Origin of the sequence: Staphylococcus equorum, from assembly GCF_001747895.1 — a bacterium.
Classification (GTDB): Bacteria; Bacillota; Bacilli; order Staphylococcales; family Staphylococcaceae; genus Staphylococcus; species Staphylococcus equorum_A.
Genome location: NZ_LNNB01000009.1, coordinates 705,157 through 729,385 on the forward strand (window position 1 = coordinate 705,157; position 24,229 = coordinate 729,385).

Consider the following 24,229-nt stretch of genomic DNA (forward strand, 5'->3'; position numbering starts at 1 on the left):
TTCTATTTAACGTAAATTTATTTAAGCTAAATTACTCAAAATTAGATTAAAAATACTTGCTAAACCTGATCTGAATAAGACAAGTACAATTATTGCTACAATTGATGATATATCAATCATACCAATTGGAGGAATAATTTTACGGAACTGTTCTAAAAATGGTTCATAGATTTTAGCCAAAAATTGACCGAATTTATTTTCTCGTGCATTAGGTATCCATGACATAAAGAAATAAACAATCATTCCGTAATAATAAATTTGAACCAAGAATAAAATAAAACTAAATATACTTCCTAATAAACCTATATCCATTTATTATTACCTCTATTCACCTTGGTATTCCATATTTTCTATGTGATCTGTTATACTACCAGCTACTTCTATATTATCTGGAGTACATAAGAATATATCTGATCCTACGCGTTGAATGTCTCCACCGATTGCATAAACTGTACCGCTTAAAAAGTCGATAATACGTTTAGCAGAAACTTTATCAATACGCTGTAAATTAACTAAAGTTGCGCGACGATTTTTGAGTTCGTCTGCAATATCTTGAGTATCTGAAAAAACACGTGGTTCAAATAAACACATTTTAGAACTTTCTTCTGTAAAACCGAATTGATCTTGTTCTTGATTATTCATATTCACAACGTTCCTTGCATTATTTTTTGATGAAGTGTTATTCATTTGATACTTCCTTTCACCTGAGGATTGCTGTAATCTTGATGACTGCTTTTTGGGAACGGATTGTATGGATCTTTGTCGCTCTGTATTTTCATTATTTTTATATTCATTGAAATTCGTTTGAGACTGCGCTTGTTGCTTGTTTTGTTGTCTACCTTGTTCTTCTTCTGGTGCTTCTAATTCGTCATCTTCTTCTTCAACCACGAAAAATCCACTAAATAAATCTTTTAAAGCCACGGGGCTCACTCCTCTTTTCCTACAAGTTTAGTCCCAATTCTCACAAATGACGCACCTTCTTCAGCAGCTAAATGGAAATCATTACTCATTCCCATCGATAACTCAGTACATGGTGCATAATTTAAATTGAGCGCTTTAATCTCATCTCTTTTATTCTTTAATGATTGAAATAAGCTTTTTATATATGACTCGTCATCAGTTAATGGAGCCATAGTCATAAGACCAACTACTTCTAAATTTTCATATTGTTCCAACGTTTCAATAAAAGTATTCACATCTTTCAATGCAACACCTTGTTTAGATTCTTCACCTGAAACATTTACTTGAACAAAACACTTTATTTTGTGTTCCGCCCTTTTGTTAATTTCTTTTGCTAATTTAAGACGATCTAATGCATGAAAGTAATCAATTTCATTGATCACTTCTTTCACCTTTCTTGTCTGTAACGAACCAATAAAGTGCATTACAACATCATCAGGTAAAGCTTCTTTTTTAAGTTGAAATCCTTCTAAACGATTCTCACCAAAATGTCTAATCCCCGCATTATAAGCATCATTAGCTCGGTCTATTGTAACATACTTTGTCACTGCAATCACGTTTGGTAACGTTGAAATATTACCTTTTTCGGAGTATGTTTTTAATTGTTTTTCAATTTGTTCTAAATTCTGTTGTACGTTCAAATCTCTACACCTCTTCATTATTGACCGATAAATGCTAACATACGGCCAGTATTCCCTTTCTCTACTCTATATGAGAAAAATAAGGATAAATCTTCAGATGTCGCATAGTTGGTAATATAAATATTATCTTTAGGAACACCTGCATTTTCAAGTAATAAAGCATTTGCACGTTTTAAATCAATGCCATGTCTGTCATTGGCTCTTGTCTTAATGTATTCATTCATATCTATCGGTAATGATTCAAATTTTGCTTTAATATCATCATTAATTTCATAAGTTGTAGAAGTTGCAGGTCCAATAACGATATTCAAATCATTTAAATTAAAATCGATATAGCGGATGACTTCATTCACAATTTGACCGACAGTGCCCCTCCAACCAGCATGTGCTAAAGCGATGTAATGATGTTTTTCGCTATAAAAATATATAGGTACACAGTCCGCATAACACATTGTAAGCAGAAGATCAGATTCATACGTATATAATGCATCTACACCATGTAAAGCATCCGTTAAAATATCAATATTCGTACCTCTATCTTTAGCTGTCACCTCTACAACTTTATTTTCATGCGTTTGTATAGGAAATACCCACTGTTCTCTCGGGTATTGAATTACAGCTGCAAGCTCTTCTTGGTGTTGTGTAACGTGCTGTGGATCATCGTTAATATATCTAGCCATATTAAAAGCTGATTTGGGATAGGGACTCAAACCTTCTTCTCTTGTTGTTATACCCAATTTTACATTATTTAAATGGCTATCCTCATATTTCAATATATGATTATCTTTAATAAATTTATCATGCATACTATGACCCTCCATTAATTAAAACTGCAATTTCTCGCTATGACTTCTTATAGGAGACCCGCGACAATAATTTATTCTAAAATCTCAGACAAATATATGATTAAGTTATACTCATAGATAGCAATAAAATTCAAAAAAGTCATCAGATCTTTGGACCTGATGACATCATTGTATTTATTATTGACTACTTTAAGCTTTAAGCCCTATGTACACAAGGCGAGCTAGTTCGAAAATTAACGTCTAGTTCTTCTTGAACGTCTTTCTTCTCTATTTCTGATAAAGCTTGGAATGTCATCTTCATTTGTAGTATGACTTCTGCCTTCACTAGCACTTTCTGATGGTTGAGAAGTATTTGCTGTATTTGATGCAAATGTATCTTCTTTTGTGCTGTTACTACTTGTTGCACTTGTACCGAAACCAGTATTTGAAGCTTTACGTGCTTGTGATGAAGGTTTATCTTCAAATCCAGTAGCGATAACTGTAACTACAATTTCGTCTTGTAATTCTGGATTAATTACAGTGCCGAAAATCATATTTACATCTTCATCTGCTGCATCTTGTACGATATCAGCTGATTCTTGTGCTTCGAAAAGTGATAATGACTCTCCACCAGTGATGTTCATAAGTACACCCTGTGCACCAACGATTGAAGTTTCTAATAATGGTGACGAAATCGCCTTTTTAGCTGCTTCTACTGCGCGGTTTTCGCCAGAAGAAACGCCGATACCCATTAATGCTGAACCTTGGTTAGACATGATTGTTTTCACATCTGCAAAGTCAAGGTTTACTTCACCTGATACTGCGATTAAATCAGAAATACCTTGAACACCTTGACGTAATACGTTGTCGGCTTCTTTAAATGCTTCCATCATTGGTGTTGATTTATCAACGATATCCAATAATCTGTCGTTAGGAATAACAATTAATGTATCTACAGCCGCTTTCATTGCTTCTACACCAGCTGCTGCTTGTGTTTGACGCTTACGACCTTCAAAACCAAACGGACGTGTAACGACACCTACTGTTAATGCTCCCATTTCTTTAGCAATTTTTGCTACGACTGGTGCAGCACCAGTACCAGTACCGCCACCCATACCAGCAGTTACGAATACCATATCTGCGCCTTGGATAGCATCTTCGATCTGTTCACGAGATTCTTCTGCAGCTTTTTTACCAATGTCTGGGTTCGCTCCAGCGCCTAGACCACGTGTTAATTTTTCACCAATTTGGATTTTAGCTTCAGCTTTAGACAGGTTTAAAGCTTGTCCATCCGTATTGATTGAAATAAATTCAACATTATTCATACCATGGTCAATCATACGGTTTACAGCGTTGTTACCGCCGCCCCCTACACCGATGACTTTCAACGTCGCTAAATGATTAAATCCTTGTTCAAATTCTAACATTTATATTTCCTCCTAGTTTTAATGGCCAATCAATCGAATAGAGATTTCATAAGTTTTTTGAATTTACCTTCTTCTTTGTCTTGAGGTTTACGTTCTTCATCTTGGTTGACGTCTACTTTTTCGTCGTATTCCTCAGGTGCTTCTGGTTCTTCCATTTCAGAAGCTGACGTTTGTGGCTCTTCTTGTTTGTTTGATTTTTTCTTGAACCAGTCAAATCCGCTTGATTTTGTGCTATGTTCTCTTTCATCAGATTCGATGACTTCTTCTTCGAATTCTTCACTGTCATGATTACTAATTGTAACATAATCTAACAATTCGTCGAAAGTAATGCTACTAGAAATTGTTGAAATTGCTGAAGAAAATTCAGGTTTTCTAATACCCATTTGTGATGGTGTATGAATTCTTACTTTTTCACTGACCATATCTTGTAGTAATTCTTTAACTCCTAATAAGTTTGCTGAACCACCAGTAACAACGAAACCGCCGTTAACTTTAGTAAGTCCTAGATCTTGTAATATATCAAATGCATTAAAGAAGATATCTTCAACACGTGCTTCAATAATATCTGCTAAATCTTTTTGAGTAAATTGAGCTTCTTCTTCACTATCCACTTGATCCACACTAAATACATCATGATCAGAAGCAGATTCAAAGAAAGCGTGACCATATTGATGTTTAATTTTTTCTGCTGTTTCATAAGATGTGTTTAAACCTTGCGAAATATCTTCTGTGATATCTCGACCAGCCATCTCTATTGCCTCAGCATCAACAAGCTCACCGCGTTCATAAAATGCAAGTTGTGTAATGTCTTCACCGATATCGATGATACATGTGCCTAGCTCTTTTTCAGTAGCTGATAGCACTGAACCATAGTTATACGCATCTGAATACACATCTAATACATCTACGCCACAAGATTCCACACATTTAATCATATTGATTAAAATTGATTTTTGAATTGCAATAACACCAGCTTCTACTTTCAAACCATGTCTAGCAATTAATTCTTTTGGATCTGAAACTTCATTTTCTCCATCAACAATAAATTTAATTGGGAATGCATTTATAATTTCAGTTTCTGGCACATCATTTTTTTCGCGAATACCTTCAAGCACACTTTCAATATGTGTACCATTCAATTCTGTATCTTCATGAAATTCTATTTCATTTGCTTCATCAAATACTTCAGTTCCGACTATTGGAAGTTTTAAAAACACTTCTTTAATATCAACACCTGAAGCAATAGAGGCTTTTTTGATTGTATCTTTTATCGCTTGTTTAGCGATATCGAAATCATCAATAAGACCATTTTTAATCCCACTTGTGTAGGTCTGTCCTGTACCTATCACATTTATACCATTGTGAAATTTTTCGCCCACTATCGTTTTAACGCTTGATGAACCAATATCTATACTTACATAATAATGCTCTTCCATAGATAGGCACCTCCTGACAATAACTTATTCAAGTTCACACTATTAACAGTTTACAATACGTTTTGATGCTTGTGAACTATAAACACGTGTATTTGTCGAAATTTTTTAATTATTTTTGTCTGATTCTTTATTTATTTTGTTTAATGCACTTTGTAACTCGTCTTTTGCAGCATCTGTTTCTGTTGTTTGTTCGTCTACATTTTTGTCACTTGCTGATTTTGTTTCATTACCACCACCATAAGGAATAAATGATGCACCTACTGATAAATCAATATATCCTGACTTTTTCAATTCGCCTGATTCATCACGTTCTAACGATTGAGACATTTGCGGATAATATTTCATTTTATTAGCAATCGTATTGAGATTACCAAGAATTTGAATGTCATCAGATGTGAATAATTTGATTTGATTTTGTAAATTTTCTTGAGGATCATATTTAATTTCTGCAATCATACCTCTCACATTTGCTGGCATTTTTGCAAGTTCATTAATAATTTTTTCTTTCTCCTCTTTTTCAAATCCTACTAATATGGGTCCATCATCCGTTGCATTACCATCATAGTTTTTCAATTCTGTACCATTTTCTAGAATAGGCACATAATTATCTTTCTTTTTCGTCATTCCAACAATTTGATTTTCAGTGACTTCAACCGTTAATTTGTTAGGCATTTGTTTCGTGATTTTCGCGCTTTTTATCAATTTGTTGTCTTTTAATTTATCCGTCGCTTTTGAAGTGCTATATGTGTACATTCTGGAGTTGTCTTTAACGTCAATCGCTTTATTGATTGCACTTTTGGAAACATTATCATTGCCTTTTATTTCCACACTGCTTATCTTACTTAAAGGCGTGAACATATATATAAGAATCAAAATGATAATAAATAACAATACACCAAATACTGAATATTGAATTTGCTTTTGTCGTTTTCGACGTTTTGCTCGTTTTTCTTTTAAGTATTCAGAGTCAAATTCACTTACTTTATTAGTCATTCATTTTCACACCCTTTAAAAAGAAGGTAAGTGCGCTTGGAAACTTTTTATAAATTTATTTCCACGCTCTTCAAAAGTATTGTATTGATCCCAACTTGCACAGGCCGGTGATAAAAGTACAACGTCATTTGGTTCTATAGCGTCTTGTATTTTATCGACTGCATCTTGTACGTCAGTCGCCGTTATTACGTATTTGCCCTGACTTTCACCTAGCTTCACAAATTTACTTTGCGTTTCTCCAAATGCGACCATCACCTTGACGTTTTTCATATAAGGAATAAGTTCATCAAAGTCGTTACCACGATCTAAACCACCACATAACCAAATAATTGATTGATCAAATGAATTTAATGCAAATTGTGTTGCAAGTGTATTGGTTGCTTTTGAATCATTGTAATATTTATTCGTTTTGTTCGAGCCGATATATTGTAATCTATGTTCAATACCAGAGAATGTTGTAAGACTATCAATGATTGCTCTTACTGATACACCAGCTAAAAGTGCAGCTAAAGTCGCAGCAAGTATATTTTCTAAATTATGTTCACCCGGTAAAACTAAATCATCTTTATGAATGATTCTAAATCCTTTGAACACAATAAAACCATCTTTTACATAAATACCATCAACTTCTTGTTGTGTAGAAAAGTAATAGGTTTTGGCACTTAATGATTCCGACTCAATTAAATGACGCTGGTGATAATTACAGATTAAATAATCGTCCTCAGTTTGATTTTTATAAATTTCTTTTTTAGCATTTTGATAGTTCTCTAATGATTCATGATAATCAAGATGTGCCGAGTATATATTTGTGATAATAGCAATATGCGGCTTGTATCGATCTATACCAAGTAGTTGGAATGAAGATAGTTCCGTAACTAAATAATCACTTGCTGTGACCTCTTGAGCTACTTTAGAAGCAACATATCCAATATTCCCTGATACTTTACCTGTTACTCTACTTTTTTGAAACATATCGCCAATTAATGACGTTACTGTAGTTTTACCATTTGTACCTGTGACACCAATAATAGGTGCTTCTGATATCAAATAACTCAATTCAACTTCTGTTAAGATTTTCAAGCCTTTTTCTACAGCTGCTTCAAGTAAAGGTACAGTATAGGGTATTCCAGGATTTTTAACTATAATAGGATTGCTATCAAGTAAAGACAGCGGATGTTCTCCACCAATGACTTTAACCCCTCTATTTTCTAAGTCTTTCGCATGTGAGTCTTGGCTTAAATCTTTGCCATCATTAACTATGACATTCGCGCCCAACTTATTTAACAACTTAGCTGCTTCATAACCACTTTTTGCTAAACCAATTACTAATACATTTTTATTTTCTAACCCTGTATATTTCAGCAATTTAATTCACTCCAATCCATAGGCCAATTAGTCCTGAAATCAAGCCTACTGTCCAAAATACCGTAACAACTTTCTTCTCATTCCAACCAACTAATTCGAAATGGTGATGTAATGGTGACATTTTGAAAATTCGTTTGCCTGTTAATTTATAAGATGTAACTTGAATAATTACTGATAAAGTTTCTGCAACAAACACAAAACCAATAAAAATGAGTGATAATTCTTGGTTTAGCATAATTGAAATTGTGGCAAATATACCACCTAATGCCAAACTACCTGTATCTCCCATAAACACTTTAGCTGGGTTTAAATTGAATGGTAAGAACCCAACTAATGCAAAAATCATAATAATACAGAACAGACCGATAGATGTAGCACCTTGGAAATAAGCCATAATTGCATACATAACAAATCCAATTATAGATAAACCGGTTGCGAGTCCGTCTAAACCATCTGTTAAATTCACTGCGTTAGAGAACCCTACTTGCCAAAACACAATAAATAATACATATGCAATGGATAGTGGTATTTCTGTATTCGTAAATGGAATATGTATTCCTGTAGAAAAATCAGTTAAATTAAACGCTTGGCTCAAAATGAAGAAGATGACTGCTATCGCAATCTGTGCTAAGAATTTTTGTTTACTTGTTAATCCTTCATTGTTCTTTTTCACAACAATGATGTAATCATCTATGAAACCGATTAAGCCAAACCCTATTGTTACAAATAATAGTAAAATTATTGGGTTAGGATTTTCCATAAAAATAATTGCAAGTATCGAAGTTACAATGATACTAATCAGGAAAGTAAGTCCACCCATTGTAGGTGTGCCTGTCTTTTTCATATGACTTTGTGGGCCCTCTTCCCTGATACTTTGCCCAAATTTCATTCTTTTTAACGTTGGTATCAATACTGGGACTAATATAAAAGTGATTAAAAGTGCAATAATTGCGAGTAAATAAACCATATTATGCTCCTTTATATATTTAATTGGATTATTTCTTAGTGCTAAGTGGCTACAATATGTATAGAGGTAAGTAGCTTTACCAGTTATTTAATTAACGTCATACGCTACTAAATACTGACAAGCTACTATTTTTGAATACCTCATAATCATGAAACAAATATTCTAACATGAGTTAAAATTGAAATCAGAAGTTGTGCTAAATAAATTTATTCTTTATCTTCTTTGTTTTCTTCATTGTCTTTAGATTTTGATTCGTCATCAGCTGTTTCTCCATTTATTTCTTCAGAAGACAACGTTACTTCTATCTTATCTTTTTTACTTATCTTTTGACCTTCTGTTATAGATTGCTCAGAAACAAATCCGCTACCTTTGGTAGTTACTTTTGTATTCGTGAGCTTTTCAAATGCAATGACTTCTTCTTTAGTCCAACCGGACATATTTGGCATCGTAACATCGCCATCAGTCAATAATAGCACTCTACTATTAGGCAATACCTCTTTATCTGCAGTAACAGATTGTTTTGTGATTTTCTCACCGTCACCTATAACGATAGGTTCTAGAGATTTACTATTCACTTTGTCTTGTGCTTTTTGTGTTTCTTGACCTTCAACATCTGGCACTTTGCTGTATTTCACATCTGATTTGTCTTTCGAATTTTTATCACCGACATTCAGATATTTCAACGTGTTCTCCATAATTGGTTTAAAGGCCTTACTTACACCACTTTCATATGCTTCTTGATCATTTTTCTGAGCTAAACTCATACCAGCATAAACAACAACTTCAGGGTCATCTTTTGGTGCATCACCGATAAAGCTTACGAAATATGGATTTTCACCCTCTACGTATCCACCATTATCTGAATCTGCTACTTGTGCTGTTCCGGTTTTACCTTCTATTTCATAACCATCGATTTTATAGTTTTTAGCATTACTGTCTTCGCTGTTAACAACCTTATCCATTTCAGTACGTACTTTTTTAGCCGTATCTTTTTTGATTGGTTTACCAGCGATTTCTTTTTCACCTTTGTAGAAAGTATCATTACTTACAGGATTAGATACACTATCTATAAACCACGGTTTCAACATATTACCTTCATTATAGAACGCTGATTGCGCTTGTAACATTTGTACTGGTGTTACAGTCGTTGATTGACCAAATGCAGATGTTTTTTGTTGTGCTTCATTATCCCATGCGATATCACCAGTAGCTTCACCATCAAACATACCGTTCGTTGATTCACCGAATCCAAATTTTTCATACCATTCTTTCATCTTATCTGAGCCAACTAAATCTTGTAAATGCATCATTAGGGTGTTTGAAGAATATGTGAAACCAAGTGACATTGGTATCTCTCCCCAACCTACTTTGTTCCAGTCGGAAATTTTCGATCCCATGACTTCTCTTGGTTCTGCCGTATATTTTTTATCTGGTTTAAATTCTCCTTCTTCAATTGCTGCCGCTAAACCAAAGTTTTTAAATGTGGAACCTGGTTCATACGTATTTTGATACAAATCATTCGCCCATTTTTTACCAAAATCTTCGCCAGTTTCTGGGTTGAACGTAGGTCGTTGACTGTATGCAAGAATTTCACCTGAATCTGCATCCATGACTACAGCAAATAAATCTTTCGGTTTATAATGCTCAACCATTCCATCTAGTGCTTCTTCAACAAAGACTTGAATGTTGGAATCTATAGTTAAATGGACATCATCACCGCGTTGTGGTGTTTTCTCTTTTTTTGTATTTGGCGCAATGTAGCCCCAAATATCATGAATGTAAGATAACGCACCTTTTTGTCCTGATAAATAACTATCGAATATCTTTTCAACGCCCATAGCACCATTTAATTCCCCAGTATCAGGGTCTTTTTGTGCTATGCCAATAAGATGTGACGCAAAGTTACCATTAGGATAGAAACGTTCAGTTTCTGGATAGAGCGTGACACCAGGTAGATTCATTTTCTCTATCTTTTCTTTTTCTTGATAGGTTAAATCAGAACCTTTTTGTCCAAATTCAACTTGAAATGCTTTCTTATTATCCAGCCTTTTTTCAATATCTTCCTCAGACATATCTATCACTGTCGCTAATTTCTTCGCAGTTTCTTTTTTGTCTGTAACATGTTTCGGCTTCTCGCTGCCTTCACTTGCTTTTTTATCAACAATAGCAACGACTTTATATCTTTCTACGTCTTCTGCTAGTACTTTTCCATTACGATCATATATTTTTCCACGTTCAGGTTGCTCTTGGCTTTGGACTAAATATTTTTCGTTTGCCTTCATTATTAAATCTTCGCCGGAAGAGTGCCCTGTCAACATAATATATGAGTATCTTAAAACCAACGTAAAAAAGAGCAGTCCAAATCCGAGAACGAGTAGGACTGCCCCTATTTTACTTTGTTTAATTAGAAAGTTCGGTTTTTTAAATCTAATTTTTCGCTTCGCCATTATTACGCACTACCTTTACATTGTCGTTCTTAAGGCTCATTCCTTCGTCTTTTGCCTTATCGTAAATGCGTTCATATGAAGAGTTCTTTTTAATTTCAGATTCTATTGCGCTGTTTTCACTTGATTGTTGTTCGATTTTAGTATCTAAATCTGCAATTTTCCCTCGAGTATCATACGCATCCATTTTTAAAGATAGCATATAAATACTTATTAAAGCAATTACTGTTATAAGTCCTATGTATAACATTTTCTCAAACTTTGTAAGTTGAACTACTACTTTGCGTTTTACGGTTTTGGTTTTAGGTTGCGTTTTAGGTTGTTTCCTCGGTTGTGATTCGGGAATCTGTTGTTCTGATCCATTATAAGGTTGATAAATCTTCTCTACTGCCACTCATCATTCACTCCTTATTTCAATATTTCTGCAACACGTAACTTCGCACTACGCGCACGGTTATTTGTATCTAGATCTTCTTCAGCAGCGGTAATGGGTTTACGGTTAACGCGTTTCAATTTAGGCGTGTACGCTTCAGGTATGACTGGCAATCCCCGTGGAACATCTGGACCTTTTTCATATTCTTGAAACATCTGTTTGCATAATCTATCTTCCAATGAATGGAAAGTTATGACTGAAATTCTACCATCAATTTTTACTGCACCTATCGCTTGTTCTAGTGAATCTTCGAATGAAGATAATTCATCATTCACTGCAATTCTAATTGCTTGGAAAATCCTTTTTGCAGGATGTCCGCCTTTTCGCCTAGCTTTTGCAGGTATACCTTCTTTTATTACATCAACGAGTTCTAACGTTGTTTCGATTGGCTTTTGTTCTCTGTTCTGTTCTATACGACGCGCAATTTGTTTTGAAAATTTTTCTTCGCCATATCGATGAAAGATTCTGACTAATTTTTCAAATTGCCAATCATTTACAACTTCATAAGCTGATAACGATTGTGTTTGATCCATTCGCATGTCTAATTTGGCATCGTTATGATAACTAAACCCACGTTCAGGTACATCCAATTGCGGACTGGACACACCTAAGTCGTAGTAGATGCCGTCTACTTTTTCAATATTCAAATCATTTAAAATTTCAGTTAATTCTCTAAAGTTGCTATGGACAAAGGTCACTTTATGTAAGTGTTCTTTCAAAACTTCTTTAGCATTTTCAATCGCTGTTGTATCTTGGTCGATTGCTATAAGCCTACCTTCGTCACCCAATTGATTTAATAAATAGAGGGCATGCCCTGCGCCACCTAATGTACAGTCGACATAGACACCATCTTCTTTAATATTTAAATAATCAATGGTTTCTTTAAGCATAACGCTGACATGATGAAACAAATTTAACTCCTCCTATTAAAAATCAAAATCAATCAGGTCTTCAGCAATATCTTCGAAACTATCTTCAGATTCTTCATAGAAACTGTTCCAAGTTCCTCTATCCCAAATTTCAATACGATTTGAGACACCTATTACTGTACATTCTTTGCTTAAGTTAGCGTATTGTCGCAAGTTTTGCGGAATGTTAATACGCCCTTGTTTATCCAGCTCTACTTCTACGGCTCCCGAGAAGAACATACGCATAAATTTACGTGCGTCCTTTTTAGTCATTGGTAATGTCTTCATCTTCTCTTCGATAATTTGCCATTCTTCCAAAGTATAGCCAAACAAACATTTGTCGAGGCCTCGAGTGATTATAAAACGTTCATTTAAGTCATAGCGAAACTTGGAAGGCACTATCATACGTCCTTTTGTATCCAACTGATGCTCGTATTCTCCCATGAACATTTATAATCACCTCACCTTCTCATATATATAATTTACCACATCTCACCACTATCCTCCACTAATTATACAAATATAACCATAATTTCTTATTCAACGTAAAAAAACACCCGATTCATCAAAAAGATGAATCGGGTGCACCCTTACTGTCTCTAAGGTTTTATTATAATATGATCAAAAGTGTAAGAAAGTGGTGGATAAGTGGAGGGATTGAACACATTCATCCCAAAATCATTCATAATTTGTAAAGGGTTCCATATTCTTTCTTGTAACCCTCCCATTGGATGAAGTGTACCACTTAATACTTTGAAATGTTTCATGCTAATTTCATTTTCTCGTTCAATATTTAATAAATATCTATTTATCAAATAGTCGTATTGCTTTTGATGAATTGAATTATTTTTTTCTAATAACAATGTATTATCATTGTTGCCTTTTACTTCTGCTTTTAGCGATTGATATAGTGTTTCTTGCTGTGCTTTCATTGATTCAATTTGATCAATGAATGTTTGAGATGCTTGTGCTCTAACAAATTTTTGTTTAGCATCTTCAATTCCATTTTCGATAATTTGGTTTTTATCCAGTTGATATTGTGCTATTAATTTTTCAATTCTGTGATTAATATAAGTAATTCGTAAGCGTGGTAAGACGATTGGCATTGAAACATCCAATGTTCTAAACACATCGTTTAATTCGGTCCAATACTTTATTTCACTTGGTCCACCAATAAAGGCAACAGTGTTAAATAACCATTCTTCCATAACAGGTCTTGTTACCACATTATTTGAAAACCTTTCCGGCTCTGAATCTACTATATCTAAAACCTCTTGAAGCGTCATTGTTTTATCTGATTTATTCAAATAGAATTGACCCTCTTTGAATGTCAGTAATTGTCTCATATTATCTTCGTGTAAAAACAAATGCACATTTGTGTCTGTTTGAATCATTTGCTCCAAACCACTTGCTGTTGTTTGTGCTTGTGTTTTTCTAAAGGCTGCATCAACATCAAGATGGTTTTCCACAATTTTTCTGATAAACGGTTGCTCTAATCGACGTAGTTCAGGATCATTAGCGTCCAACAATAATAAACCATATGTTTTAAATACTTCATGTAGCAATGCTTTAAACATATCGGACCAACTATCATGTGCATCAATAATATTACGACACATTTCAATTAAAGGTCGTGAATGTTCAGTTTCATTCAGTTGTTGGAAAAATTGATTCAAAGTTTCCTTGAGCTGAGCTTTATCAGGATTATAATGTGAGACACTTGCTTCTGGTGGCTCCATCGTATGATATTTGATTTTATGTAACTTAGCATCTTGATTATTATATGCATAAGTATGATTTACTTCGTCAAAATCATGGTCTTCCCCTGCAATCCAAAACACAGGCACGACATGTTTATTATAATCTTTAGATAGTTGTTGACTTAGTGTAATAATAGAAAATATTTTATGGAATGTATACAAAGGTCCACCAAATAAACCTGCTTGTTGTCCGCCAACAATTACTTTTGCGCCATCACTTAATAATTTAATATTACTTTCTTGTTCCTCAGTCAAAGATAAATCACTCATATAATTTTCAATCACTTGCGCTAATGCAACTTCTCTTCCATTATTTTCACTTAGAAGTCTTTGTTTATAGTTATTCTTATCCATTGCATCTAAATGATAAAACTGAGCTAGTGTTGAATCACTTTGTTTAATTTTTGAAATAAATTGATCTTTTTCGTTAAGTTTCCTAGTCATACAATCCATTCGTAATTCTCCTTATGTTACTCTATTCCTAATCAGTATAAAGTTTATGTACTATATTGACAATTTAACGGCTTAAAATAACCTGTATTTTTTACTTTTTAATTCAATGCACATACTATAATAAACGATTTTTGAAAAATTTAAAAAAAGTGTGTTTATGTATTTGAAATAAGCATTGTATACAGTCTACTTTAACAGTATGTTTCGCGTCGTCATTTTTGTGAAATATCATTAGAAATAAGGTATAATAAAATATAATAGTACAAAGGGGGAAGACGCTATGAGTAACGTAAAACGTCTTGATATAAATTATAAAACAGACGAATTATTCGAAGATTTTAGAAACTTCGGCAACAAAGATTTGTATATGGTTGATGAACTTCGTGGAGAAATGATAGATGCGAGTTCAGATTCACCTTTTTATGGTATTCAAATCGGAGATAGATTAGGCGCAAGAATGGCATTGTATCGTAAAGGCGATGTTGAAGAAGTCTACTTCCCTGATTTCGACGATTACAACGTATTGTGGAAATTAGAAGTATTAAACGACTTTCAGAATCGTGGTTACGGTAAAGAGTTGTTGGATTTTGCAAAAAAACAAGGACTTCCTATTAAAGTAATTGCTCGTAACCAATCTAAAGCATTCTTTATTAAACAAGGATTCAAAGATGTAAATGCAGTAAACAAAGATGGACATGATGTTCTAGTTTGGACACCATAAAAAGAGTACGAAAGATAAAACATATGTCTCAGTTGTTTTATTTTCATTAGCAGTCTGATGCTAAATGCATTTGTTTTCAGCTTTAAAAAAACTACGCGTCTACATTAAGGTAGACGCGTAGTTTTTTACGACTGCTTCAACTCTTGGAATCCTCTTTAAGTTATCCAAAAAATAGCGGGGATCCGAAATCCAATTTAATTTCGTATTCCTGCCCCTTTTTTATTTCATATAAATTAATAATTCATTGAGTGATTTTATTGTATAATCTGGTTTGATATTAGTTTCATTTATTTTATTTCTAGGATTAAACCAACACGTGCCAATTTGGGCATTTTTACCACCTAAAATATCTGATGTCATAGAATCTCCGACGATTATGGCATTATCTCGTTTGTCTTCACCAATTTCCTTAAATACATAATCAAAAAATTCAGGCATTGGTTTTTGGTAACCTGTTTGTTCTGAAACAAAAACACCTTTAAATAATTGACCAAACTGTGCCTTCGCAATACGGCGCTCTTGCGTTTCTAACACACCATTCGTCACAATATATAAATCATGATTTTGTTTTAAATACTTTAAAGTTTCAACTGTGTTAGGAAAGAATTTTATTGGTGCTTTCGCTAATTCATCTCTAAATATGTAATCCGCTTCTTTACCATCCACGGTCATTTCATGTAAATCAAAATATACTTCAAATCGCTTACTTAGAACCTCTTCCTTCGTTAACTTATTAATTTGAAAAGCTTCCCAATGCGCTTGATTCACTTTCATAAAGGTTTTTAAATCGTCATGATTAGCGATCAATTTATATTTTTCTGCCATTTTGAAAAATGCATGTGATTCCGCATCATGAAAATCTACGATTGTATCATCAAAATCTATGAGTAGACTTTTAGAATTCATTTTTATTCCCCCTCTTTTTATACATATTCATTAATACAATTGAATACATTTATTGCTTTTATTCACTCAATAACAGTATACACATTTTGAACATACAAAAAAATGGCCAAGGTTATCACCTTGACCACTACTTCCTATTTTAATAATTAGAATCCAAACAATTGACCTAATAATCCGACACCGCTTGATACAATATCTACTATACTAGTCCCTAATTCTACACCATTACCTGATTGTGCTGCTTGTATAGTATTTGCGATAGCTTCTGCTAATTTAGACATAAAAATCTCTCCTCTATTTATAAGTTTTATAATTTATTTTTACTAGAATCCGAATAATTGTCCTAATAGACCTACACTGCTTGATACGATATCTACAATGCTTGTCCCTAATTTAACTCCGTCTCCTGCAATTCCTGCCTGTACTGTTTCTTTTATTGCGTTAAATAAATCTGACATATTGATTATCTCCTTTAAAGTATTATTTTTTAAAATCTACTTAGATTAAAATCCTAATGCTTGAGAAATTAATGCTGACCCATTAGAAATGATGTCTAAAACGCCACTTCCAATTTTCATGCCATCTCCTGCAATACCAGCTTGTACTGTATTTTTAATTGCTTCAAATAAACCTTCCATTGTAAACACTCCTTATAAAATAATATTTGCTCTGACTGAAAATTATGTTTAAAGTGATACTTATAAAATACTTTTTATTTGTGTATCACTTATTATGTATAATATAAGATAATACTTGATTATATTGTTCGAAATTCCTTACTTAATCAAAAAATTGCTGTATCTGTTATTTAATTGCTAGTTTGAAACAGTTATGAATCCTTAATTGTATTTCACACAATTAAATAACTTTTCATAATGTTGGTGAATTATTAATTTTTTGTTAGAAAAGCATTGATTTTATCAGAACTTTTTAAAATTAATGTATAATCACAATTAATTTGTAGTATGCTGATATAAATAAATTCAACAGACTATCTGAATAGATTGGGAGGATCATTATGAAAGCAGTGCTTAAAATTAATAACCATCTAAGTTTAAGAGATGCTCAAGCAAGTGACATTGAAGATTATCTCTCAGTCCCTTTTAATGAAGAGCTTTTAAGAATGTATGGCTCTAAAATAAATTCAGAAACTGAAAAGCAAGAATCTGGTGCTAAATTATTAATCGCGAAAATTATGGCTAACCCATATGAATGGGTTATTGACTATGACAATTTATTTATTGGACAAGCTCGTTTAACTTTAGATGAAACAAATAATAAAGCTAATTTTGCAATAGGTATATTTAATCCACAGTTTTGGAATGGAGGAATTGGTACTCAAGTAACACATCACATTTTGGAATATGCCTTTAATGACTTAGGCCTCCATAAAGTTTATTTAAGAGTCCTTTCATATAATTATAGAGCTATAAATTCTTACAAAAATGCAGGTTTTATAATTGAAGGTAGTGATCGTGAAGGTTCATATATAAATGGAAATTATGAAACCGACTTATATATGAGCATCTTATACGACGAATTTAAAAGTAATTTAATCAATAAAGGTAAACATTAAAAAAGAAGACTCCAAAATTGGAATCTTCTAGTAATCTCTATAAAGTCACTGTTCCTTTTCAATTTAAACCTCTTTAACAAAATTTCTATTTGCGGTTATAAATGTACCATTCATTGTTTTAAGTCGTGGCGTACCCTTTGAAGATGCCACTACTTTTTGAATAGCTACTTTTTCATTAACCTTAAGCTCTGTCAAAACTTCACCACTAAAGTCCCTATTTTGATATTCCTTACAATCTTTTGTAATCATTACTGTTTCAGGTTTCTCATAAATATATTTATTGGCTTTACTAGTAGCAACACGATAAATAAACTTTTGATTGGCTGTTAACACTAATCCATCCACTGTGATAAGTCTTGGTGTATTCTTTTTAGTATAGCCAATGTCTTTAATTTCTATTATCTCACCTATTTCAACATTAACATCTGCGCGTTCTTTAAACTCCAGATCTTTATATAAATTGACCTTTTTCGCTATACCAATCGTTATTGGATTATAGGTGAAATATTTATTAGGCGCCTCTGTCTTTCCAGATTTTTTATCATTCACAATAAATTCAGATTTAAAATTTTGTCTATTAAGCTTGAGCGTCTGCGTTGCGTTAGGTAAATTCATGTTAATTGTATACTTCTTATAGTTATCGTGAATTAAATTAATGTTAAAGTCAAAATTGCACTTACTTAAATCTTCAGTTTTTACGTATAATCGATGCTCATCTTCAGAGAATTCAACTTCGATTGCGTTGAGCTCATAATTAATTTCAGTAAGTAACACTTGATTAATTGTAGTTTCTGGAGCTTTATAAACTCTTATAACTTCTCTTAATTCATCATCAATAAGATGCGTGCCTTCATAAACAGCAAATAGTTCTTCTTTCATTGGTAAATAATCTTTTACAGATTCAGGCATTAAAAAGTGAATTTGATTATCTTTCACATATCTATCTGCTTTTCCACCTTTTAATAGCATGCCGATAAAGTCAAAAAGTTTCTCATATTCTTTATTTATAAGCATTTGATAAATATTTTTATATTTATCTCCAATGATATAATCTTCAACATTTTTATCATGTTCATTTAAAGTATCTATCATTTGTTGAAATAGACTATAGAATACATCTTTATTTTCACTTTTTACAAATCTTCTATTATTAAATAATCTAGAAACGAAATCTACTTCAACAAGTCGACTTAATGATTGAAATTCTGCTGGCTTAGGTATATCCAATTTCAACACTTCTTGTAGTACCAATAAATTAAAATGTGTTTTTTCTATAATATTTGTTTCACCTACAAGTGATTGATTATATGAATATCTATTCACATGATAAACAGGCGTTGAATTCATAGAAGCTGTTTTACATTTAGAAATTGCATTGATAAAGAACAATTTATCTTCACCAAATTTCATATGCTTGAATTCTATATTATTATCAATAATGATATCTCTTTTAATAATTTTACCTGGTGGTCCTACAGCTCTAAAAATCTTATTAATTTCATATGGTACTAAATTATTTGCAACTTTATATGAAGTAAATCTTCCTAATTTGCTAATTGCTTTATCTGTATGTTTAATACTGTGTCCAAACGCAACATCTGAATTATTCTCTTCAGCTTGGTTTAATAGCGTCGGCAAACCAGTTGAATCTAACCAATCATCTGCATCAAGAAAAGTTATGTATTTTCCATTCGCATTTTTAATGCCTACGTTTCTAGGTTCAGCAGGACTACCCGTGTTCTCTTCTAATTTAATGAGTTTTAAAAAACTGTATTTATTTTTATATCCTTCAATTATTTTTAATGAGTTATCACTAGAACAATCGTCTACAAATATCGCTTCAATTTTATCTTCTTTAATATTTAATGCCCCAATTGATTCTATACATTCATTAAGAAATAATTCTTTGTTGTACACTGGTACAATGATAGACAGCAATTTTTCCAATTCCTAATTCCCCTTTTAGATGATTTAGTATTCATTATATAATATAAATGATTACTTAAGTATTTTTTATAAAAAAACAATCCCTACTTATTTCTATAAGTCGTTAAATTCTTAAATATGTATAAAAATCGTTCGTTATGTATTTATTAATATTTTAAAAACTACTACCTAAAAATAACATAAAATGGTAATACACAACACTTTAAATGGAATTATTTTTAAATACTTATCATTCAAGTATTTAATGCAATGGAAATTATAATTGAAATACGCATCCTCTTTATATTTATAGCGTCTATTATTGTTAATTACTTTACAATATCATCTCCATAATTTGTAAAAAAACCTTTCACTCCTATTTTTTTCAAGGACTTATAGTCATTCCTACTGTTTACAGTAAATGCGTGTACTTGCATAGCATTGTTTTCAACACTTTCTATAAGCTTACGATCTATTTTTTTATGCGAAACTCCAACTGCATAACTATAACTACTTATACTTTCTAACATATTATTATCTAATTTGCTTAATTCATTATCATCAATCAATTTGACCAATGGTATGTTTTCATTCTCATTTTTAATTTTTTTTAAAGCTTTATCATCGAACGCTTGTATAACGATGTATTTAGAGTTAAATAACTTTTTATTTTTTAATTTTTCTACCGTAATATGTGCCATATTAGGATTATCTTTAGCGTTTTTTAACTCAATATAGTATTTAACATCGTTACCATATTGGTCTAAAACCTCATCTAAGGTTGGAACCTCCAAATTTCGATTTTTCTTATCTATTAACTTCAATTTTTTTAGCTCTTCAATTGTATAGTCTTCTACCTTACCTTTTCCATTTGTAGTTCTATCTATTGATTCATCATGCATAACGACTAAATTATTATCCTTAGTTGTTTGTAGATCCAGTTCCAAATAGTCAATATTCATTTCATGAATCGCTTTATTATATGCTGGAAAGCTATGTTCAGGTTCATAACCACTAGCACCCCTATGAGCAATAATTAAAGGGTTCTTTTCAGTACCTTCATAGCCTTTAACTTTTGGTATGAAGATTATTATAGATACTATAATAATCAGAATGATCCCAGGTAAAACATATGTATAAAATGATTCTCTCTTAATTGACATCGCCCCACTTTGTTTTAAAAAACTATAAAAAATACATTTTTCTTAATTCTTTAATTATATTGTATTATCCATATATTTAATATACCATATCATACTTTTTTTACATTCATACTTTTTCCTCCTCATAATAAAAAGTCGACATGACTATGCCGACTTAAACAATTGATAATATTTTTGTGTTGTGTTAATTTATAGATAGAAAAAGGGCAACACACTTTAAGTGTATCGCCCAACTGAGCCCGTTAAAAAGACGGTGGCTTTAAAATGATAATTTATATAAAAATAACCATTTAACCGGCCAAAGTTAGCGATGGTTATTTTTTATGGTTTAATTTAACAACTGTAATAACTAAACCCAACAAGGTAACGATGAAAGTACCGAAACCTAACATTAAGTGAAGCGCTTCTACAATTGAAACCACACAAGGCGTCTCCTTTCTAAAGTTTTTAACGGTACTTTCATAAGCACCACCTCACTTTATACTGAGATTAGCCACCATCTATCCAACTTGCTCGCTCTAATTTTACTATATTTTTAATCTATAGACTATTACTTTTGTCGACCTATAGAATTTGATTATATTTTTATATTGTGGTAATTTATAGATAGAAAAAGGGCAACACACCATACGTGTATCGCCCTAGTGAGCCCGTTAAAAAGACGGTGGCCTCGTTTAATAAATGATTAAATAACCATCAAACTCGGTCAAAGTTAGAGATGGTTATTTTTTATGGTTTAATTTAACAATTGTAATAACTAAACCTAATAAGGTAACGATGAAAGTACCGAAACCTAACATTAAGTGAAGCGCTTCTACAATTGAAACCACACAAGGCATCTCCTTTCTAAAGATTTTAACGGCACTTTCATAAGCACCACCTCACTTTATACTGAGATTAGCCACCATTTATCCAACTTGCTCGCTCTTATTTTACTATATTTTCTAATCTACTGACCATTACTTTTAATGACCTTTTTTCACTGCGTTATGATCAAAATATTTCAAACTGATAAGTATAGGATTAAAAAAGAACCCCGTCGCAACTATCCTATTTCAACAAGTTTTATAATACCTATCTTTTCGAAAGTAAAAAACTTTTAGTTACTATACAAAAATCAATGTGTGATTCTAATACAGTAAGTATAAAAACTGAAAATTTATATATAGAGTCCAAAAAATACAAAAATTATCGTAAAACCTAATTGAACCCACCTATTCAATTAGGTGAGTTTAAAATGATATTTATCTAGTCATAATAGTAAAGAAAAGCACAAAATCACCAAGGAACAACGTCATTATTATTTGTAAAAGTTATATTTTTAATATTTTTACCTTTTTCTATTAAATCAATAACTCTTTTGATACCTACATCAATTGAGTTTGCTCCCATTTGTTTAGCAGTTTCTGGGTCTAGACCTCCAAATTCTGTGGCTACCATTCCAGGATCAACTAAATCTACAGTGATATCATAGCCTTCTTTTTCTAATTCTTTTGATAATTGAATAGAATACATATTTAAAGCTGCTTTTGATGATTGATAACCAGCGACACTTGCACCATATACGATTGAATCCTTATCTAAAGCTGAATTAAGAGACCCCATCATACTAGACATATTAATGATTTTTGCTTCTTTCACTTTTTTGAGTAACGGTAATATTGCTGAAGTTACATTCATAACTCCAAAAACATTAACATCAAACTCATTTTTCACTTTAGTGACATCAAGTTTAGATGGACTTGACGCTTCTAAAGCTATACCTGCATTATTAATTAAAACATCTAAAGAGTTTATTTCTCGAGCTGCATTCTGTACAGAGTTAATATCAGTAACATCTAGTTGAACTGTAGTCACGGACAAGCCTTTTAACTTTAATTCTTTCACAATAGATTGACCATCTTGTAAACTTCTAGCACCTAAGATAACATGATAGCCTTTCTCCGCTAATACTTTTGAACTTTCTTTTCCCATTCCCCTAGTAGCACCTGTTACTAGTACTTTCTTTGGGTTATCCATACTTTAAAATCCCCTTTTCATATTAACGTTACAAACATTTAATAATTTCCCTTTTGAACTAAATACAAACATTATCGCTTTATTGGCTTTCAGACTAAAAACTACTTACTTATTTTGTTTAGATTTGTGTATTTTTATAGTTCTCAATTTCAATGAATTTACCTTTTCTGATATATAATCTCCTAGTACTTAGATAAATTACAGATTGACTTCATATATCAAAATTTTTAGACATACTTTAAAATGTTTTGGTTTCGAATATTTTATTTATCTTTTGATTGATTTCTTTGAACACATTCATTACGCAATTTCGATTTGAAGAATATAAATTATTTTCAAATTCTTCAAGTTTTTTAAACTATTTTATCTCCACAATATCTTTCAAATTAACCTTACTTAATACTATATCTACATAAAAATGTAGTATTTGTGTGTATGCATCTACTCTGTGCATATAACCTTCTTTAGTTTAAATATAAGCCATCAACAAAATATCGTAATTCTATAGATGGATCATGATACATTTTAAATATTAAAGTATCGTTTAAATCGTTCCACTGATCATCATTTAGTGTATATCTATTTTATTTTGATCTTGTTTAAATTGATTTAACATTTCATATTGTTCAGGCATTGTAACGAATGGTGCCCACTTAACCATGTCTTGTCCTTTGGGTATACGTGGTTTGAGATATTCTCTAGATATATTACAGTAGTTAGATTCATATTTATATTCACCAAGTGTGTTTTGGTTCATAATCATATAAGCACCTGATGAACACAATAGAGCTTATGTTTTATTGTGTAAACAAAAATTAAACTTAATACTCTTACGATTACTATTACTTTTGCATTCGTACTTTTTCCTCCTTAAAATAAAAAGCCGACATGACTATGCCGACTTAAACAATTGATAATATTTTTGTGTTGTGGTAATTTATAGATAGAAAAAGGGCAACACACCATACGTGTATCGCCCTAGTGAGCCCGTTAAAAAGACGGTGGCCTCTGTATCTAGTTATAGTATAACCTTCTACTGCCAGCCAAAGCGAATAGAAGGTTATTTTTTATGGTTTAATTTGACAATTGTAACCACTAAACCTAACAAGGTAACGATGAACATACCGAAACCTAACATTAAGTGTAGCGCTTCTACAATTGAAACCACACAAGGCGTCTCCTTTCTAAAGATTTTAACAGTACTTTCATAAGCACCACCTCACTTTATACTGAGATTAGCCACCATCTATCCAACTTGCTCGCTCTTATTTTATCATATTTCTTTTTACTACTTCTTCAAATCTTGTTTGATTTCATCCATCATTTTGAGCATCATATCACTCTGT

27 protein-coding genes are annotated in these 24,229 nt (G+C 32.2%); 2 read left to right on the forward strand and 25 right to left on the reverse strand.

The features are described from left to right. Positions 1-21: 21 nt before the first annotated feature. The 14 genes from AST02_RS05365 to bshC form a co-directional block, all read right to left on the reverse strand. Positions 22-312, reverse strand: a complete 291-nt coding sequence (locus tag AST02_RS05365) for a YggT family protein (RefSeq protein WP_065337796.1) — start codon at positions 310-312, stop codon at positions 22-24. A 12-nt stretch (positions 313-324) separates the two neighbouring features. Beyond that, positions 325-921 (reverse strand): cell division protein SepF, encoded by a 597-nt coding sequence (locus tag AST02_RS05370; protein ID WP_002507930.1) that lies wholly within the window; start codon positions 919-921, stop codon positions 325-327. Between the two features lie 5 nt (positions 922-926). After that, positions 927-1,601 (reverse strand): YggS family pyridoxal phosphate-dependent enzyme, encoded by a 675-nt coding sequence (locus AST02_RS05375; protein ID WP_069816267.1) that lies wholly within the window; start codon positions 1,599-1,601, stop codon positions 927-929. Positions 1,602-1,618: 17 nt separating this feature from the next. Then, the gene (gene pgeF, locus AST02_RS05380; RefSeq protein ID WP_069816269.1) at positions 1,619-2,407 is read right to left on the reverse strand and encodes a peptidoglycan editing factor PgeF; all 789 of its coding nucleotides are present in this window, start codon (positions 2,405-2,407) and stop codon (positions 1,619-1,621) included. Positions 2,408-2,640: 233 nt separating this feature from the next. Beyond that, positions 2,641-3,813, reverse strand: coding sequence for a cell division protein FtsZ (gene ftsZ, locus AST02_RS05385; protein WP_069816271.1), 1,173 nt, complete (start codon positions 3,811-3,813; stop codon positions 2,641-2,643). Between the two features lie 29 nt (positions 3,814-3,842). After that, a complete protein-coding gene (gene ftsA / locus AST02_RS05390) occupies positions 3,843-5,249 on the reverse strand; it encodes a cell division protein FtsA (protein ID WP_069816273.1) in 1,407 nt (468 codons plus the stop codon). Between the two features lie 105 nt (positions 5,250-5,354). Continuing rightward, positions 5,355-6,242 (reverse strand): cell division protein FtsQ/DivIB, encoded by an 888-nt coding sequence (locus tag AST02_RS05395; protein ID WP_069816274.1) that lies wholly within the window; start codon positions 6,240-6,242, stop codon positions 5,355-5,357. A gap of 15 nt (positions 6,243-6,257) precedes the next feature. Further along, complete coding sequence (gene murD / locus AST02_RS05400; protein WP_069816282.1) at positions 6,258-7,607, reverse strand: UDP-N-acetylmuramoyl-L-alanine--D-glutamate ligase; 1,350 nt, start codon at positions 7,605-7,607, stop codon at positions 6,258-6,260. Position 7,608: 1 nt separating this feature from the next. Continuing rightward, positions 7,609-8,574 (reverse strand): phospho-N-acetylmuramoyl-pentapeptide-transferase, encoded by a 966-nt coding sequence (gene mraY / locus AST02_RS05405; protein ID WP_069816284.1) that lies wholly within the window; start codon positions 8,572-8,574, stop codon positions 7,609-7,611. A gap of 206 nt (positions 8,575-8,780) precedes the next feature. Further along, positions 8,781-11,021, reverse strand: a complete 2,241-nt coding sequence (locus tag AST02_RS05410; protein ID WP_069816286.1) for a penicillin-binding protein — start codon at positions 11,019-11,021, stop codon at positions 8,781-8,783. Continuing rightward, entirely contained in the window at positions 11,002-11,412 is a 411-nt protein-coding gene (gene ftsL / locus AST02_RS05415) for a cell division protein FtsL (RefSeq protein ID WP_021338689.1), read from the reverse strand. Before ftsL ends, AST02_RS05410 begins: the two co-directional genes overlap by 20 nt. A gap of 14 nt (positions 11,413-11,426) precedes the next feature. Continuing rightward, on the reverse strand, positions 11,427-12,362 hold the full coding sequence (gene rsmH / locus AST02_RS05420) for a 16S rRNA (cytosine(1402)-N(4))-methyltransferase RsmH (RefSeq protein ID WP_069816290.1): 936 nt from the start codon (positions 12,360-12,362) through the stop codon (positions 11,427-11,429). A 15-nt stretch (positions 12,363-12,377) separates the two neighbouring features. Beyond that, the gene (gene mraZ / locus AST02_RS05425; protein ID WP_002507941.1) at positions 12,378-12,809 is read right to left on the reverse strand and encodes a division/cell wall cluster transcriptional repressor MraZ; all 432 of its coding nucleotides are present in this window, start codon (positions 12,807-12,809) and stop codon (positions 12,378-12,380) included. Positions 12,810-12,958: 149 nt separating this feature from the next. Then, positions 12,959-14,572, reverse strand: coding sequence for a bacillithiol biosynthesis cysteine-adding enzyme BshC (bshC, locus tag AST02_RS05430; protein WP_069816292.1), 1,614 nt, complete (start codon positions 14,570-14,572; stop codon positions 12,959-12,961). Positions 14,573-14,852: 280 nt separating this feature from the next. Here bshC and AST02_RS05435 point away from each other — a divergent pair, with 280 nt between their 5' ends. Next, the gene (locus AST02_RS05435; protein ID WP_021338686.1) at positions 14,853-15,293 is read left to right on the forward strand and encodes an N-acetyltransferase; all 441 of its coding nucleotides are present in this window, start codon (positions 14,853-14,855) and stop codon (positions 15,291-15,293) included. A 219-nt stretch (positions 15,294-15,512) separates the two neighbouring features. Here AST02_RS05435 and AST02_RS05440 read toward each other — a convergent pair whose 3' ends face one another. The 4 genes from AST02_RS05440 to AST02_RS05455 all read right to left on the reverse strand — a co-directional run bounded on the left by AST02_RS05440 (position 15,513) and on the right by AST02_RS05455 (position 16,837). Next, entirely contained in the window at positions 15,513-16,199 is a 687-nt protein-coding gene (locus tag AST02_RS05440) for a YjjG family noncanonical pyrimidine nucleotidase (RefSeq protein WP_069816295.1), read from the reverse strand. Between the two features lie 146 nt (positions 16,200-16,345). Continuing rightward, positions 16,346-16,480, reverse strand: coding sequence for a beta-class phenol-soluble modulin (locus AST02_RS05445; protein WP_069816297.1), 135 nt, complete (start codon positions 16,478-16,480; stop codon positions 16,346-16,348). A gap of 42 nt (positions 16,481-16,522) precedes the next feature. Beyond that, positions 16,523-16,657, reverse strand: a complete 135-nt coding sequence (locus tag AST02_RS05450; protein WP_069816301.1) for a beta-class phenol-soluble modulin — start codon at positions 16,655-16,657, stop codon at positions 16,523-16,525. A 45-nt stretch (positions 16,658-16,702) separates the two neighbouring features. Continuing rightward, entirely contained in the window at positions 16,703-16,837 is a 135-nt protein-coding gene (locus tag AST02_RS05455; RefSeq protein WP_069816303.1) for a beta-class phenol-soluble modulin, read from the reverse strand. A gap of 380 nt (positions 16,838-17,217) precedes the next feature. On the opposite strand from AST02_RS05455, the gene AST02_RS05460 reads away from it, so the two are divergent. Further along, on the forward strand, positions 17,218-17,775 hold the full coding sequence (locus AST02_RS05460) for a GNAT family N-acetyltransferase (RefSeq protein ID WP_069816305.1): 558 nt from the start codon (positions 17,218-17,220) through the stop codon (positions 17,773-17,775). A gap of 63 nt (positions 17,776-17,838) precedes the next feature. Here the strand turns inward: AST02_RS05460 and AST02_RS05465 are convergent, their stop codons facing one another. From AST02_RS05465 to AST02_RS14065, 7 genes are all read right to left on the reverse strand, one after another. Next, positions 17,839-19,722, reverse strand: a complete 1,884-nt coding sequence (locus tag AST02_RS05465; protein WP_069816307.1) for a glycosyltransferase family 2 protein — start codon at positions 19,720-19,722, stop codon at positions 17,839-17,841. 308 nt (positions 19,723-20,030) lie between these two features. Continuing rightward, the gene (locus AST02_RS05470; protein ID WP_069816309.1) at positions 20,031-20,864 is read right to left on the reverse strand and encodes a glycerophosphodiester phosphodiesterase family protein; all 834 of its coding nucleotides are present in this window, start codon (positions 20,862-20,864) and stop codon (positions 20,031-20,033) included. Between the two features lie 314 nt (positions 20,865-21,178). Continuing rightward, positions 21,179-21,286 carry a putative holin-like toxin gene (locus tag AST02_RS14055; RefSeq protein ID WP_081325319.1) on the reverse strand — a complete coding sequence of 36 codons (108 nt, stop codon included), beginning with the start codon at positions 21,284-21,286 and terminating at the stop codon, positions 21,179-21,181. A 300-nt stretch (positions 21,287-21,586) separates the two neighbouring features. Then, on the reverse strand, positions 21,587-21,694 hold the full coding sequence (locus tag AST02_RS14060) for a putative holin-like toxin (protein WP_081330575.1): 108 nt from the start codon (positions 21,692-21,694) through the stop codon (positions 21,587-21,589). 448 nt (positions 21,695-22,142) lie between these two features. Continuing rightward, positions 22,143-22,883 carry an SDR family NAD(P)-dependent oxidoreductase gene (locus tag AST02_RS05475; protein WP_069816311.1) on the reverse strand — a complete coding sequence of 247 codons (741 nt, stop codon included), beginning with the start codon at positions 22,881-22,883 and terminating at the stop codon, positions 22,143-22,145. Between the two features lie 568 nt (positions 22,884-23,451). Next, positions 23,452-23,640, reverse strand: a complete 189-nt coding sequence (locus AST02_RS14520) for a hypothetical protein (protein WP_226957524.1) — start codon at positions 23,638-23,640, stop codon at positions 23,452-23,454. Positions 23,641-23,943: 303 nt separating this feature from the next. Further along, positions 23,944-24,051 (reverse strand): putative holin-like toxin, encoded by a 108-nt coding sequence (locus AST02_RS14065; protein ID WP_081332988.1) that lies wholly within the window; start codon positions 24,049-24,051, stop codon positions 23,944-23,946. Positions 24,052-24,229 lie beyond the last annotated feature (178 nt).